The 15,015-nt window shown below is 45.9% G+C and carries 15 protein-coding genes and 1 riboswitch; of the genes, 5 read left to right on the forward strand and 10 right to left on the reverse strand.

The features are described 5' to 3' along the window. Window positions 1-189 precede the first annotated feature (189 nt). Window positions 190-567 (reverse strand): DUF4440 domain-containing protein, encoded by a 378-nt coding sequence (locus tag ST37_RS17390; RefSeq protein ID WP_172401030.1) that lies wholly within the window; start codon window positions 565-567, stop codon window positions 190-192. 717 nt (window positions 568-1,284) lie between these two features. Further along, on the reverse strand, window positions 1,285-1,758 hold the full coding sequence (locus ST37_RS17400) for a GNAT family N-acetyltransferase (RefSeq protein ID WP_084888769.1): 474 nt from the start codon (window positions 1,756-1,758) through the stop codon (window positions 1,285-1,287). Between the two features lie 261 nt (window positions 1,759-2,019). On the opposite strand from ST37_RS17400, the gene ST37_RS17405 reads away from it, so the two are divergent. Next, a complete protein-coding gene (locus ST37_RS17405; RefSeq protein WP_084888771.1) occupies window positions 2,020-2,979 on the forward strand; it encodes an integron integrase in 960 nt (319 codons plus the stop codon). Between the two features lie 40 nt (window positions 2,980-3,019). On the opposite strand, the gene gnd is transcribed toward ST37_RS17405, so the two are convergent. From gnd to zwf, 3 genes are read right to left on the reverse strand one after another with little or no spacing between them, the layout of a single operon-like run. After that, entirely contained in the window at window positions 3,020-4,468 is a 1,449-nt protein-coding gene (gene gnd / locus ST37_RS17410) for a decarboxylating NADP(+)-dependent phosphogluconate dehydrogenase (protein WP_084888773.1), read from the reverse strand. A gap of 35 nt (window positions 4,469-4,503) precedes the next feature. Beyond that, window positions 4,504-5,217: a 6-phosphogluconolactonase gene (gene pgl, locus ST37_RS17415; RefSeq protein ID WP_084888775.1), complete on the reverse strand. Its 714-nt coding sequence runs from the start codon at window positions 5,215-5,217 to the stop codon at window positions 4,504-4,506. Further along, complete coding sequence (gene zwf, locus ST37_RS17420) at window positions 5,214-6,716, reverse strand: glucose-6-phosphate dehydrogenase (protein WP_084888777.1); 1,503 nt, start codon at window positions 6,714-6,716, stop codon at window positions 5,214-5,216. Before zwf ends, pgl begins: the two co-directional genes overlap by 4 nt. A gap of 310 nt (window positions 6,717-7,026) precedes the next feature. Here zwf and ST37_RS17425 point away from each other — a divergent pair, with 310 nt between their 5' ends. Further along, window positions 7,027-7,383, forward strand: a complete 357-nt coding sequence (locus tag ST37_RS17425; RefSeq protein WP_084888779.1) for a hypothetical protein — start codon at window positions 7,027-7,029, stop codon at window positions 7,381-7,383. A gap of 239 nt (window positions 7,384-7,622) precedes the next feature. Beyond that, window positions 7,623-7,737, forward strand: a riboswitch (glycine riboswitch). Window positions 7,738-7,882: 145 nt separating this feature from the next. Continuing rightward, the gene (locus tag ST37_RS17430; protein WP_084888781.1) at window positions 7,883-9,253 is read left to right on the forward strand and encodes a sodium:alanine symporter family protein; all 1,371 of its coding nucleotides are present in this window, start codon (window positions 7,883-7,885) and stop codon (window positions 9,251-9,253) included. Between the two features lie 45 nt (window positions 9,254-9,298). Here ST37_RS17430 and ST37_RS17435 read toward each other — a convergent pair whose 3' ends face one another. The 5 genes from ST37_RS17435 to ST37_RS17455 form a co-directional block, all read right to left on the reverse strand. Next, on the reverse strand, window positions 9,299-9,820 hold the full coding sequence (locus ST37_RS17435) for a GNAT family protein (RefSeq protein ID WP_084888783.1): 522 nt from the start codon (window positions 9,818-9,820) through the stop codon (window positions 9,299-9,301). Further along, window positions 9,817-10,218, reverse strand: a complete 402-nt coding sequence (locus tag ST37_RS17440) for a GNAT family N-acetyltransferase (RefSeq protein WP_084888935.1) — start codon at window positions 10,216-10,218, stop codon at window positions 9,817-9,819. The genes ST37_RS17435 and ST37_RS17440 overlap by 4 nt, the downstream gene beginning before the upstream one ends. A gap of 49 nt (window positions 10,219-10,267) precedes the next feature. Next, window positions 10,268-11,050: an aminoglycoside phosphotransferase family protein gene (locus tag ST37_RS17445; protein ID WP_084888785.1), complete on the reverse strand. Its 783-nt coding sequence runs from the start codon at window positions 11,048-11,050 to the stop codon at window positions 10,268-10,270. A gap of 19 nt (window positions 11,051-11,069) precedes the next feature. Next, window positions 11,070-11,564 (reverse strand): GNAT family N-acetyltransferase, encoded by a 495-nt coding sequence (locus ST37_RS17450; protein WP_084888787.1) that lies wholly within the window; start codon window positions 11,562-11,564, stop codon window positions 11,070-11,072. 147 nt (window positions 11,565-11,711) lie between these two features. Further along, complete coding sequence (locus tag ST37_RS17455) at window positions 11,712-12,506, reverse strand: PEP-CTERM sorting domain-containing protein (protein ID WP_084888789.1); 795 nt, start codon at window positions 12,504-12,506, stop codon at window positions 11,712-11,714. Window positions 12,507-12,714: 208 nt separating this feature from the next. On the opposite strand from ST37_RS17455, the gene ST37_RS17460 reads away from it, so the two are divergent. After that, window positions 12,715-13,743, forward strand: a complete 1,029-nt coding sequence (locus ST37_RS17460; protein WP_084888791.1) for an oxidoreductase — start codon at window positions 12,715-12,717, stop codon at window positions 13,741-13,743. A 228-nt stretch (window positions 13,744-13,971) separates the two neighbouring features. Next, window positions 13,972-15,012, forward strand: coding sequence for a hypothetical protein (locus ST37_RS17465; protein ID WP_084888793.1), 1,041 nt, complete (start codon window positions 13,972-13,974; stop codon window positions 15,010-15,012). The last annotated feature ends 3 nt before the right edge of the window (window positions 15,013-15,015 follow it).

Consider the following 15,015-nt stretch of genomic DNA (forward strand, 5'->3'; position numbering starts at 1 on the left):
CAGTAAATAAACGCTAACCTGCTGATAAGATGTCACTTTAGGTCTTATCACGACAGCGTTCGCCTTGAGAAAAGTATCAAGGCGTGACCACCTGAGCCGACAATCGCACAATTTACTTATAGAGAGACAACGGGCTTGTTCAACACTCGGGATTTAACGCTGGCTGGCGCAGCGCTTAATCCTTATTTGTTATGGCTTTAGCTCAAATTTATCTACTTTAGTTCCTTGATGATAAACCATTTTCCAGCCGTCCACTTCTAGTCTCCAAATTGAAGTACGACGAGAATATGCCCCGACCACATTATCGCGAGTTGTAATATGTGCTCTAAAAATTAACTGAGCAATATTCTCATCCAACTTTCGAAACTCAAAATCTTGTGCATGGCATTTCCAGTTATTTTGAATCGGCAGTTCGTTCAATACTTCTGGTAACCCGAAATAATCTCCTGATGCACCAACTTCTAAGAACTCAGATGATAGCAATGATTTCAACGCGCTTTCACTATGCCTTACCTCAAAGGTTAATAGAGAAAGCTCTTTTTCAATGATCAGTTTTTCTAAATCCAAGTTAGTCATCCTTAGCAAACGGTTAGGAGAGCCATAACGCCCAATTAACGTGTGAGCAACGCAAGCACTGAACTTGAACATTATGCCGTAAACACCAAACTCAACTCGAAGTGAGAGCGCCAAGCGTTGCGAATCACTGTTGAATTGTTTGTTATGTTTTACCACAAATACATGATTTACTTGAGAAAGAACTGCAATTTCTAACTAGTTTTCTGAACCAAACCACAAGGCTAAAACCTACTTGACCGCCAAAGGCGACCAACCTAAAACGTGTAATTCCACTTCCCTGCCTAATGAGACAACTCAGAAAAGCACCAACAAGTGCCCTGTCTTTCCAAGCAAAGCGCAAAACAATGGCAAATTGCCGAGACAACTGCCAAGCCAAAATACTACTTGGCTAAGAATCTCAAAGCGACTTTGAGCCAGTTAAACCTGAAACCGACCGCTACGACCTTACAATGAAGCAACCCTCGAATATTGGCATGTTTTACGGCCTGAGTGATTCAAGAATTTAAGCCGACAATACGGATTTGCTGAGTCTACTCGGAACAAATTGCCAGAGGGACAAAGAGCTAAAGCCTAAGATATTTAAGCCTTTGAAATACAAGTAAACATAACGCCAGCTTAAGCGGACAAAAATAGTTGGCTATAATTGTGGAGCGTAGCGGAACGTAGCCAACTGTTTTTGTTCCGTTTAAAGCTCTTGTTAGCAATAACTTACGACAATGCTTGTCTCATTTTACGACCACCAACAGGATTCAAACCGTTTTTTTGATAAAAGTTTAACGTACGTTCAAATTCAGGTAGAGGTGGCGTACATAATTCAATACATGACCATTCATTCTTATTACCATACTTTTTAACCTGTTCAATTAACATTGAACCTATACCTGAAGCTCTAAAATCAGGTGAAACGTAAAACTCTTGTATGACACCGATTTTACCACCGGCATATAATGCATATGTTTCTGACATAGTTACGACTGCAATAGGAGTATCGTTTTGACTTCCAATAATTGCGGCATAGTGACCATCGTTAATTAACGTTTTACAACGTTCAATTGTGCCTGATAAATCTATATCAAAATGTGCGGTATTGGTTAATTCACATATTTCAGCAGTAAGATCTACAACTAAAGAACCTATTAAATCTACATCATTCACGGTTGCTACTCTAAAGCTAATTTCCATATACCCACTCGATTATTGCTAACAGCTTATTAGTAGGCGTTCCCACTAATCCAAACAACACCGTCGGGACTCATAGCCTACTAATAGGTTTCCTATTAATTCATCAAGATAGTTATTAACCTGTTAATAATCAAACACATTTATCCCTGATTGCGATCCAATCGGGAATACTCATCGTAAATTCACACCTTTTTCAGTCCCTCAGTTTTGTTCAATCCCATATGCTAATAGCTTTATAACAGCGAGGGTAGGCTCGGCCGTATGGCAAGCGAATTTCTAAGTGAAGTGAAGCAAGGAATGCGACTGCGTGGGTATGCGCTTAAAACAGAAAAGAGCTATCTGTATTGGATCACCTACTTTATTCGGTTTCACAAGTTTCGACACCCCAGTGAGATGGGCGCAAAAGAGGTTGAAACATTTCTATCGCACCTTGCCAATCAGAAATGTGTTGCTATTGGCACTCAAAAACTGGCTCTTAATGCATTAGCCTATTTATACAACCAGCACCTTAATAAGCCGTTGGGAGATTTAGGTTTTCATCATGCAAAATCGCCTCGGAAGATACCGAGCGTCCTCACTCCTATGGAGGTAAAGCAACTTATTGAGGCGAGTGATGGTAAATTTCGCACGCTTTTTTCTTTGCTCTATGGTTCAGGGCTGCGGGTGAACGAGGGGCTTAGGTTACGGGTGATGGACTTTGATTTTGAGGCTTGCGCTCTTACTGTGCATGATGGGAAAGGGAAAAAAGATCGCAAAACACTACTAAGTCAGCATCTTGAACCCGAGGTTTCAGCATTAATTTCTCAAGCGAAAGCGCTGCAAATTAGAGACAATAAACAAAATGTTGGCCCATCGCTTCCCTATGCACTCGATAGAAAATACCCACACGCTTATAAGCAGCTAAGTTGGATGTATGTTTTTCCATCTGTTGGGTTGTGTCTACACCCTTATACAGGAGTTTTATGCCGTCACCACCTGAGCGACTCTGCGGCAAGAAAAGCATTGAAGAAAGCGGTGAGTGCCTGTGGGTTTGGCCACAAGCGGATCCATTGTCACACCTTTCGCCATAGCTTCGCCACCGAGTTACTCAGAAACGGCAAAGATATTCGAACGGTGCAAGAGCTGTTAGGCCATACCGATGTTACTACCACCCAAATTTATACTCATGTACTGGGCACTCATTTTGCTGGCGCTAGAAGCCCTTTAGACGACATAAAATAAAGCCCCGCGACTGCGAGGCTTTTGGAGTGATTATCGCGACTTATACGTCGTAGGTAGTCGATGCGGTATCGCCGCCTGTCCCTGTCCAGTTGGTGTGGAAGAACTCACCACGTGGACGGTCAATACGCTCGTAGGTGTGTGCGCCAAAGTAATCGCGCTGTGCTTGCAGCAAGTTGGCTGGCAAGCGAGCGGTTGTGTAACCGTCTAGGAACGTAAGCGCTGAGGTTGTACAAGGCATTGGAATGCCGACTTCTAGCGACTTAGCCGCAACTTTACGCCACGCGCCTAGGCAGTTGTCTAGGATGCCTTTGAAGTACGCATCTGAGCCAAGGAACGCAAGCTCTGGATCGCTTTCGTAGGCGTCACGAATGTTGCCTAGGAATGCTGAGCGGATAATACAGCCGCCGCGCCACATAAGCGCTACGTTGCCGTAGTTTAGATCCCAGCCGTTTTCGTTAGACGCTTCACGCATCAACATAAAGCCTTGTGCGTAAGAGATGATCTTAGATGCAAGCAGTGCTTGGCGCAGGGCATCAACCCACTCTTTTTTGTCACCCTCAACCGGTGCAATGGTTTTGCCAAACAGTTTTTCGGCGTCAACACGTTGGTCTTTTAGCGCCGACAGGCAGCGAGAGAACACAGACTCAGAGATCAAGGTCAGTGGAATGCCAAGATCTAGGGCGTTAATACCGGTCCATTTACCGGTGCCTTTTTGGCCAGCGGTGTCGAGAATTTTCTCAACCAACGCTTCACCATCTTCATCTTTGTAGCCAAGGATGTCGGCGGTGATTTCTACAAGGTAGCTGTTTAGCTCGGTGGTGTTCCAGTCGGCAAACACGGCTTGCATTTCATCGGCGTTCATACCAAGGCCGTCTTTCATGAACTGGTACGCTTCGGTAATCAGCTGCATGTCGCCATATTCGATGCCGTTGTGCACCATTTTAACGAAGTGGCCAGCGCCATCGTTGCCCACCCAGTCACAGCAAGGCTCACCGTTGTCTGTTTTTGCAGAGATGCCTTGGAAGATTGGCTTAACCGCTTCCCAAGCTTCAACTGCACCACCTGGCATGATAGACGGGCCAAAGCGCGCGCCTTCTTCACCACCCGATACGCCAGTACCAATAAAGTGGATGCCTTTTTCGCGTAGGCTTGCAACGCGACGGTTGGTGTCTGGGTAGTTGGTGTTACCGCCATCAATAATGATGTCGCCTTTGTCCAGCAGCGGTACCAATGCGTCGATGAACTTATCGACAACATCACCGGCACGTACCATTAGCATCACTTTACGCGGTGATTCTAGTTTCTCTACCAATTCTTCCAGTGAGTAAGCACCCACAATGTTGGTGCCCTTTGCTGGGCCTTCCAAAAACTCGTCCACTTTTGCAGCAGTACGGTTGTGAGCCACCACTTTAAAGCCGTGGTCGTTCATGTTCAATATTAGGTTTTGCCCCATTACAGCAAGACCAATTACACCAATATCACCTTTCATTATCTCTTTCCCTATATGTTTTGGTAGCAGTCAAATCAGGCGATTTTCGCTGCTGCATCTAAATCTAAAAACCACTCGGTGTCACCCTTAGTGGAGTGAATTTTTGCTGCCGGATAAGGCAGGTTCGCCGCGTCGGTGGTGTGAATTTCTTCTACTATGTCAACCTTGCCTGCGCCTAGCACCAAGTAGCTAATGCGTTTGGCCGCTTGCAACACTTTGGCGCTTTTGGATACGCGCACTTGCCCAGATTCTGGGTGTGTGGCGGTAATTCCTAGTCGCGGCTCGTTGTAATCGGTTTGCCCTGGAAACAGTGACGCAGTATGGCCATCGGCGCCAACGCCTAGCAGTATCCAATCGAACACCGGCACGCCGTCTTCGCAATCAATCTCGCTGGCCATTTCGTTGGCAAATCGCTCGGCTTCGGCTTGTGGCTCGTTTTCACCTAAAATGCGGTGAATATTTTGCGCAGGAATATCAATGTGGCTAAACAGCAGTGAATTGGCTTCGCCGTAGTTGCTCTCGGCGTCGGTTGGCGCAACACATCGCTCGTCACCCCACCAAAAATGCAAGTTAGCCCAATTGATACTGGTGGCGTAATCTCGCGCCAGCAAATTGAACAGCATTTTCGGTGTGCTGCCACCAGATAAAGATATATGAACAGGAGTGCCCTGCTCGCTCAGTTGTTTTAGCTCTTGCGCAAGGTGCATGACCACCTTGTCGGCTGAATCAAAGATCTTGGCATTGATCATAGTTCGCAATAATCCGTGTCAGTAAGGTTTTTACATGGGAAGCGCCAAGCGCGATCGCGACGTGCTAGCAGGTCGTCCGCTTCTTTTGGTCCCCAAGTACCACAGGCATAACCAAACAGTGCTTTTGGCTCTTGCTTGTAGTCCAGTATGGGTTGTACATATTCCCAGCACGCTCGCACCGCATCGCTACGGGCAAATAGAGTTGCATCGCCGTTTAGTGCGTCGAGTAGCAGCCTCTCGTAGGCGGTCAACATGCCAGTTTCTTGTAATGAGGTGTAGTGGAAGTTCATTTTCACTTCCTTGGCTTTAAAGCCAGCGCCTGGCTCTTTTAGACCAAAGCTCATCTGTATGCCTTCATCAGGCTGAATACGGATGATCAATTTGTTCTCTGGTGCATTTTGGCCAAACACAGGGTGTGGCGTGTTCTTAAAGTGGATCACCACCTCGGTGACACGCGTCGGTAGGCGTTTGCCACTGCGAATGTAAAATGGCACACCGTTCCATCGCCAGTTGTTAATGCACGCTTTTACCCCTACGTAGGTCTCGGTACGCGAATCGTCTGCGACACCGTTTTCATCTCGGTAGCTGGGTAAGAATTTACCGCGCACGGTCGATTCGGTGTATTGGCCTAGAACGAGATTGTCTTTTAAATCGTTTTCATCCAGTGGCTTTAAGCACTGCAATACTTTAACCACTTCGTCACGCATTGAGTCTGCATTAATTTGAGCTGGCGGCTCCATGCCCACCATCGCAAGCACTTGCAGGAGGTGGTTTTGGAACATGTCGCGCACCGCACCCGACCCATCGTAATAGCCGCCGCGCTCTTCAACGCCAAGCGACTCGGCGCCGGTGATCTCGACATACTCGATGTAGTTGCGATTCCATAGTGGCTCAAACATCGCGTTAGAGAATCGAAACACCAGTAGGTTTTGAACGGTTTCTTTGCCTAGGTAGTGGTCAATTCGGTAGATCTGATGCTCTTCAAAATGCTGATGAATATCGGTGTCTAGTTTGATCGCCGATTCCAGATCATAACCAAATGGCTTTTCAACAATGAGGCGTTTCCAACCGTCACTTTCGTCGTTAAGTCCATGGTAACCAAGGCTTGCCGGGATCACGCTGTATAAGCTCGGTGGCGTTGCCAGATAGAACAACGTATTGCGCTGCTCAAAGCTATATTGCGTGGCGAGCTCGTCTAAACGGGTCACTAACTTCGCGTAGTCTTCGCAGTCAGAGGTGTTCACTGCTTGGTAATGCAAATGCTCACAAAACGCATCGAGCTTCGAAGGCTCGGTTTTTTCTAACTGGTGAAGGGATTCTTTGAGTTTTTCTCTATAGCTTTGATCGCTATATTCAGTGCGGCTTACGCCCAAAATAACAAAGGATTTTGGCAGTTTGTCTGCGGCATATAGGTGATAAAGAGCAGGGATCAACTTACGGGAAGTTAGGTCACCAGATGCACCAAAAATCACAATACTACTGTTTTCAGGTATTACCATGGTCTTTCCTTGAGAAATAGTCACAGTTTGCACGTTAAGGCCTTTTTCCCCGACTCAATGCGGATAGGAGTCGACCAAGTCGCTTCGATCCCAAGGCTAATTTGTTAAAGAAGATGAGTCTATCTTGTTGCGAAAAGGCTATATGGCTAAGCCAACATCGTCAACATAATTTGATATTTATCACAATTCTCATTCTCACCTATACAGTTGTGGTCGACCTTAGCTATTTTCAACCCTCTAGGCGTAGATTCTGCGGGCTATTTTGTTCCTGTCTATACTTAATGCATCAAACTGATCATAAGGACAGACTATGAAGATTCGCCGCCTAGTAGCTCCCTTAATTTTCTTAGCTTGTTACGGCCTATCGTTAAGCAGCTTTGCCGCGGTAAACTTTGGCTTAAAGTGTCAGCTTATTGATACTCAAGATCACTTTGTTTTCTATCCGTCGCAATTGGTTTTTCAGAGCGAACAATTTGCGCTGTTTCAGAACTTTAAAGGACGTGTTGTGACCCAAGTGGATGTCAAGACATCGCAAATGATAAGGACAACCTACTTAGGGGTAGATTACACCCCTCAATACCAAATACTGTTTGGCCGCTGTAACAAAGTGACAGAAACTTTGTCACTTTGGCGTAATGAACAGGTGTCACTTCACTCTCTCAATTAACAAGCCATTAACCAGCGTGACGAGAAAATAGCCAGCCATTAATTTCAGCCGATTTTATGCGTGACATAAAAATGAGATTTGCTTACCATACGCCCAATTATCGAAACCCGATAATTGTTCCGGTGAAGACCGCAGGAGAGTGGAAACGTCCAGCTTATGATTAAGAACTGGCGCTTCCTACCGAAGAAGTAAATCTTTCAGGTGCTTTATTACGCAAGTAATGGGCGGGGACTGTCGTTGGAGGAACCTCTGGAGAGAGCCGTACTACTTAGTGGTAGAAATCGGCCGCCGAAGGAGCAAGCTTTGCGCATATCGCAGAGTGAAACTCTCAGGCAAAAGGACAGAGGAGCGAAAGGCACCAATAGTATAGTATTGTTTTTACTTCACATTTTTGTACGTACTATCTACTGGTCTGCAGGTTAATACCCATAAAATTTACCCTTTACAGTGTAAATCCTTTCTCTCTTCTCCTTATTTTTTAGTTGTTTAAGGAGAAATCATGCTTGATGCACACGCGATACTGCTCGCAATTGATAATTTTGTTTGGGGGCCTCCCCTACTTCTGCTACTGGTCGGCACGGGCGCGTATTTTACGTTTAAGCTTGGGCTTATTCAGATCCGCCATTTACCTACGGCTTTAAAACTCGTTTTTAGCAAATCCAGCTCCAGCAGTGCCAAAGGCGATGTCTCGAGTTTCGCGGCATTGTGTACCGCGCTATCGGCGACTATTGGTACGGGTAACATCGTTGGTGTCGCCACCGCCATTAAGGTCGGTGGCCCTGGTGCGCTATTTTGGATGTGGTTGGCCGCTTTATTTGGAATGGCGACCAAATACGCAGAGTGCTTGCTCGCGGTTAAATACCGCAAAACCGACAGCAAAGGCGAAATGCTAGGCGGGCCAATGTACTATCTGCGCGATGGTGTTGGTTCTAAATGGCTCGCAAACCTATTTGCTCTATTCACTATTGGTGTGGCGTGTTTTGGTATTGGTACATTCCCGCAAGTTAACGCCATTTTGGACGCCGCCAGCATTACTTTCTCACTCTCTCGCACTGGCTCAGCGGTTGTGCTAACCCTACTGGTTGCACTTGTAACCTTAGGCGGGATTCAATCTATTTCAAAAGTCGCGACCAAAGTGGTGCCTACCATGGCCGTTGTCTACGTTGTGGCGTGTTTAAGCGTGATTGTGCTTAATGCCGATAAACTGGCCGACGCGGTGCAACTGGTGCTAGTGTCTGCATTTACGCCAACAGCAGCCAGCGGCGGCTTTTTAGGGGCCAGCATTATGCTGGCCATCCAATCGGGTATTGCGCGCGGGGTGTTTTCTAACGAATCAGGACTGGGCAGTGCGCCAATGGCCGCAGCAGCAGCAAAAACCGACTCTTGCGTTAAGCAGGGCCTCATCTCTATGACGGGGACGTTTTTCGATACCATCATCATCTGTACCATGACGGGTTTGGCACTGATCCTAACGGGCGCATGGCAAACAGACTTTGCCGGTGCCGCCATGACAACCCATGCCTTTGCCACGGGGCTCAACTCGGACACCTTAGGTCCAATGCTGGTGTCTGTGGGTCTTATCTTCTTTGCCTTTACCACTATTTTGGGTTGGAACTACTACGGTGAGCGCTGTGTAGTTTACTTGTTTGGCCAAAAAGCAGTTCTGCCTTTTAAAGTGCTATTCATCGTACTGGTGGCGCTTGGCTCTGTGATGAAGTTGGATATGATTTGGATCATCGCCGACATCGTTAACGGATTAATGGCCATCCCTAACCTAATTGGCTTAGTGCTGCTGCGTTCTGTGGTGATTGAAGAGACTAAGCTGTTCTTCCAGCAGTCTAGAACTGCACCTGTCGATCACAACGCTTAATCTTCTGTGCTCGCCTCATTGATCGATTATTCTCTTTAACATCGATCAATGAAGCGAGTCGAATTGATACGTAACCCCATCCCAGCTTTGCTGCTTAAAGTAAAACTGCTTAGGCTGGACGCTCGCCAAAGACAAGCCTAGCTGGCTCAATACCTTGATTGCAGCCTCGTTGTCACGCAGCGTCTCTGCGTAAAAGCGCGTCACCTGATACTCGCTTTGCATAAACCGCATTAACTCTCGCATCGCCTCTACAACATAGCCTTTTCCCCAATGCTCAGGCGACAATCCAAAACCTATCGACGCAGTACCACTGCTTTCAATTCGTGCGCTGGCTACGCCAATCCAGCAGTCGTGCTGCGAGTGACAGATCGCCATGTGAAATCGCAAACGCGGCCACTGCTGAGATTCGTCAATAAAGCTGTTCACCAGTTGAGTGCCAAAGGCTGCGCTACACTGCTCGTCGGGGTAATAACGTTGATACGACTCACTGGCGGTCATCGCTAAATAGTGGGGAAGATCGTCTAAACAAAAATTGCGTAGCATGAGTCGGTCGGTAAATATTTTCATATCGCAGACTCGTTTTGATAGATCCCCGGCTGCCAAATTTGCATCAGCATTTCTGGGTACAATACAGGCTCAAATCCAAATTGCTTATACAACCCATGGGCGTCTTTTGTCGCTAACATCATGCGGCGAAGGCCCTGAAGCTCCTCATCGTCTAATAGTTGTTTTACCAGCTGTTTCGACAGGCCTAGCCCGCGATAATCGGGCATCACAAATACATCTGCTAAATACGCAAATGTGGCGCAATCGGTGATCACTCGCGCAAACGCAACTTGCTTACCATGTTCGTCTAAAAAGCCGTAACAGCGAGAATTGGCCAGCGCTTTATCAAACAGTGGCCGCGGCATATCTTTCGCCCAGTAGCTCTGACTGATAAATTTATAGATGGTCTCTGTGTCCATCTGCTCCAGTTGAGTATGTAGTTTATAGATCACAACCTCTCCTTGGTTATTACGGTTCAATCAATCCTTGAATGATTGTGTGTCGGTTTGAGTGCATATACTTAATGTCATTTTTGTAGGTGCCTAACTGCGAAGACGTCCCGTATTCGCCACCTTGGCTCGACTGCATAAAATCCACCAACGCCTGTACTCTATCTTGCATCACTTGCACAAGCTGAGTCCGCTGCTGATTGTCTAAACCATAGCTATCACAAAACACTTTGGCTCGTTGGATTTGCTGATTTAAGGTAAACAGCTGATCGTGCTCGTCGGTTTTAAAGGGTGCGAAGCAATACACAGTATACGCCACATCCCATAATGCAGGCCCTGGGTGTACGGTATCAAAATCAAATACGCCAGTTACCGTCTCTTTATTGAGCGCGACATTGTAAGGACTGAAATCCCCGTGACATAACACCTCAATAGGCTGGCGGCTGGGTAACATCCACTCTATTTGTTGCCAATCTGGGCGTTGACGAAGCTGCATTAAGTAAGCCGCAGAAAGAGTGTGGTAACGCTTGAGTAATTGTGCGCAACTTTTTAAGGCCGTTGTCGAGGCTATGGGACCTGTGAGCGGAAAGTCATACGTCTCTCCCTCGACCAGCGTCAACACTTCCCAGCGGCTGTGCTGCTGGTCTGTTTCTACACGTATTAGCTGTGGCGCAGTCTCGTATCCGGCCTCAGCGAGAAAATTAAGCAGCTTATGGACCTCGCATGACCATGGTTGAAAGGGTCTACGTACTTCACTGCCGTTTAGCGAAATGCCATCGCGGCCTACTGCGGGTTGCGTCATTGATAGTCCTGTTCTGTTTCTATGTTCTTAATCTCGCCATATAGATAGCATCAACATACTCACCTTTTCGATAAGCAAAGCCTTGTGCGATCCCTTCTTGGACGAACCCAAACTTTTCGTACAGTGCAATAGCCGACAAGTTATCTTCAAAAACGGTGAGTTCAATGCGTCGTACATTCAACCAGTTGTCGGCAAGCTCGATCATGGCACCAATCAGTGCGCTTCCTACACCTTGACCCTGATAATCATCCATAACCCCCATCCCAAATGACGCGACGTGGCGGCGACGAGGATTTTTTTGGATCTCCATGCCTAAGTTACCCACAATTTTGCCGTCAAATTCGGCGACAAAGCTGTATACATTATCGGGAATGTTGGATAGTCGCTGCTCCCATACCTTTCCTGATGGGTAAGGCAATTGTAGCGTACCGGAATGAGCCACCGGATGGGTGTAAATGTCTTTTACCGATGGCCAATCTTGTGGTTCGGTATGACGGACGACAATGGATCCCATAGTGCTTCCTCGCTGCTTTTAACTGTGATCATCTACAATTACAGTGTGCAACGAATGAGCAATGTAAAACAATAAGATTTTGTTTATTAACGGTAAATAGACGCAAAAAAGCCAGTCAATGACTGGCTTCTATCTTAAGAAAATTGGCTACTGTTGACGGCGACGGCGTACACCCACTCCCATACCAATCAACGCAAGACTGAATAGCGCGAGATGAGCCGGCTCTGAAATTGGGTCAGGGTCGATGCCGAATGTCGTAATCTCAAGGCCTCCTCCATAGATAAATGCACTGTCACTACATTCGCTATCCTGATCATCATCAAATGAAGTAATTACATCACAAGTCAACTCTAGTGCTTGCACGTGTGCGCCAAATATTCCACCAGGACCTGCGGCGTCGTCATTACTTTTGCCTAAGGGTGCACCGTCAAAATCTTCGATTACCCACGCTGAATTTTTGGTGACAGTAAAAATTAGGTCGTTGCTAACAGTGACATCTTCAACATCTTTTCCTGGAGGTGGAATGTCAGCTTCAAAGGCAAAACACGCACCACCAGACCCTTTAGCCGTACCGCCAATCGCACATGTTGGAGAGTCAAGCTCATCAATTGCCCACCCAGTTGGTGCTAAGCCGCTAAACGAAAACTGGTCAAGCTCACCGTTCAAGTTAAAGTAAAACGCATCTAGCTTCGCGCCGCTATGGAAATACGGCGGTGTCAGTCCAGCGTCGCCGCTTTCAGTCCAATCCAACAAATCGAATGTAAATTGAATCTCTGTGTCGGATAACGCTTCTAAGCGCAATTCGGCAAAGACGTTATTAGGGTTAGCTGGCCTTGAGTCCCCAACCATCAAAATCGTTGCGGTATCACCCGCTAAAATCGGGGTGGCCTGTGAGGTAAAAGGAAGTAACATCACTACGCAGAGTAAAAACAGTTTTCTCATTTGCGCTCTCCTATTTCTGATGTACGCCTTTTTCTAAACGCATAATTGATGCCATATTAGTAAATGATTGAATACGTTCACCTTGAAGTATTAACTCTAAACCCAAGTGTAAAAAAACCTGACAGTTACTAACTCTTAAACAAGCGTAGCCAGTTAATCCTTGGCAGCGTTATACTACTTGCAATTAATGCTTCTTTAGGAAAAGAACATGCAGAAAGTAAAAACGGCCATAATCGGCTTTGGGATGTCAGGACAAACGTTTCACGCGCCTCTTATTGAGGCTATTGAAGAGACTGAGTTAGTTGCATTTCTTTCCTCTAATGAAGCGCTGGTGCATCAGCGTTATCCGCAAGTCAAGGTCTACCAAGAGTACGATAAGTTGCTTGCTGACCCTACAATAGAGCTTGTTGTGATCACCACACCCAACCAACTGCACTACTCAATGGCTAAAGCCGCTATTTTGGCTGGTAAACATGTCACAATCGAAAAGCCTTTTGTCGTGGAAACTGTCGAAGGAGAGCACTTGGTTGATCTTGCAAAACAACATGGCGTTGTGCTCTCGGTCTATCACAATCGCCGCTTTGATGGCGATTTTAAAACCGTTAAAGCCCTAATAGAAAGCGGTGAACTAGGCGATGTTCATACTTTCGAATCCAGCTTCAACCGATATCGGCCTGAGGTTAAAACCCGCTGGAAAGAGTCTGATGATGCAGGAAGCGGTATTTGGTACGATCTTGGTTCTCACCTCGTCGACCAAGCATTGCAGTTATTTGGCTTGCCAACGTCTGTATACGGTTCTCTACGTGCACAAAGACTTAATGCTAAAGCAGTAGATCAGTTTATGGTTATCCTTAACTATCCGCATTTAGATGTCCTTCTACGTGGCGATTGCCTTAGTACCGAAGCAGGACCAAGATTTACCATTAAAGGTACGAAAGGTCATTTTATTAAATATGGTTTAGACCCTCAAGAAAGCGCGCTACAGCAGGGCCTTACACCCGAAAAAGGCTGGGGTATTGAGGATCCAAGTTATTACGGTACGTTAACCAACGAAAATGAAATCAGCAGCAAAGTCGCTACAGAGAATGGAAGCTACCCTGAGTATTATCAGCAACTTGCTGGGCACATACGCCATCAATGCGACACTCCAGTGTCTGCGATTGACGCGCTAAATGTTATTAAGGTTATTCAGGCGGCAGAGGAAAGCGCCGCGACACACAAGGCAACATTTGTTTAACGCCATGTAATTTCCACTTTCACCTAGGACATATTTTGAAACACACAAAACACGCCCCAGCTCACAATTTGCACACATCATCACAATTTAGTGAACTTTAGGACTAAAAAACAGTCCAGCTTACACGCCGTTACAATTGACCCTGTTTAACGTTCGTCGTACTATTAATCAGATAAGGAACCCCGTTCCGTAACAAAAAATTAACAACGACACAAGGCAGTGGCTATAATGAAAAAAACTCTTCTATCGGTGGCGATCTTGTCAATCGGTTTTGGCCTAGTGGGCTGTAACGAAGTTGACCAAAATGGTGAGCTTTGCAGATACTACGTAAAACAAGATCTAAGCACCCAAAATTTCAACTCAGCATTGACTCGTCTTGACTCCCAATCATGTCAAGATTCGTACCCAAATGGTGATTACATGGTTGATCAAGGCGCCGCCTATATGGGACGTGCGGGATCATCTTTAATTGATATCATCGATGCGACGACGAATGAAAACACAGAAGGGTTTTCATCTTTCGTTAGCTCAATGCAGCAGAGTAAAACGGATACGACATTAGTCGACCTACAATCAGCGGCTCAAGTTTTTAATCAATACATCACAATGCATGAAAGCGCTAATGTCAGTAATACCACCATCGATAGTGTTAGGTTGTTTAATGGCTTCACTAATGTAGTAAAGACCAGCACAGCTATTGACTCACTTCTAAATGGCAACTTAGACGCTTGGATTGATAGCGATAACAATCCTGATGATAAAACCGTTGATCGTGCAAGCTGTGCTTTGGAATACATTTATCAAACTAACTCTTCATCAAGTTGTGATGATTTAGAGACAACTGAAACGGCCAACATTAGCTTCGACGATGGAAGTTCTTATACATTACTTACTGTCACAGACCCTGCGCCTAGCTTTGAATTCGACCAATACCTAATAGGCACTCTAGCTGATGAAAACGATAGCATGGTAATGACCGATGGCTATTGTTTCAGCGATTACAGTCCTGCAGAAAAAGGGGATGTAACAAGCTACCCTTGCCCTGTGAATAAGGGGGTTGGTGACGATCTAAACATGGAAGAATTCCTTGTTGGTGCAATCAATGAAGGCTTTGACTCCATTCTAGCGGTTGTTGATTCTAGTGGACAAGATGAAGATGGTGATATTCGTAAATCAATCATTGAATTTAAAGAAGAAATAGCAAGTGGACTCGGCGAAAACGACGAAATCACTCTAGATCACATCATTCAATACTTAAACGACCAATAGGAT

This window comes from Vibrio sp. qd031 (genome assembly GCF_002100145.1).
Classification (GTDB): Bacteria; Pseudomonadota; Gammaproteobacteria; order Enterobacterales; family Vibrionaceae; genus Vibrio.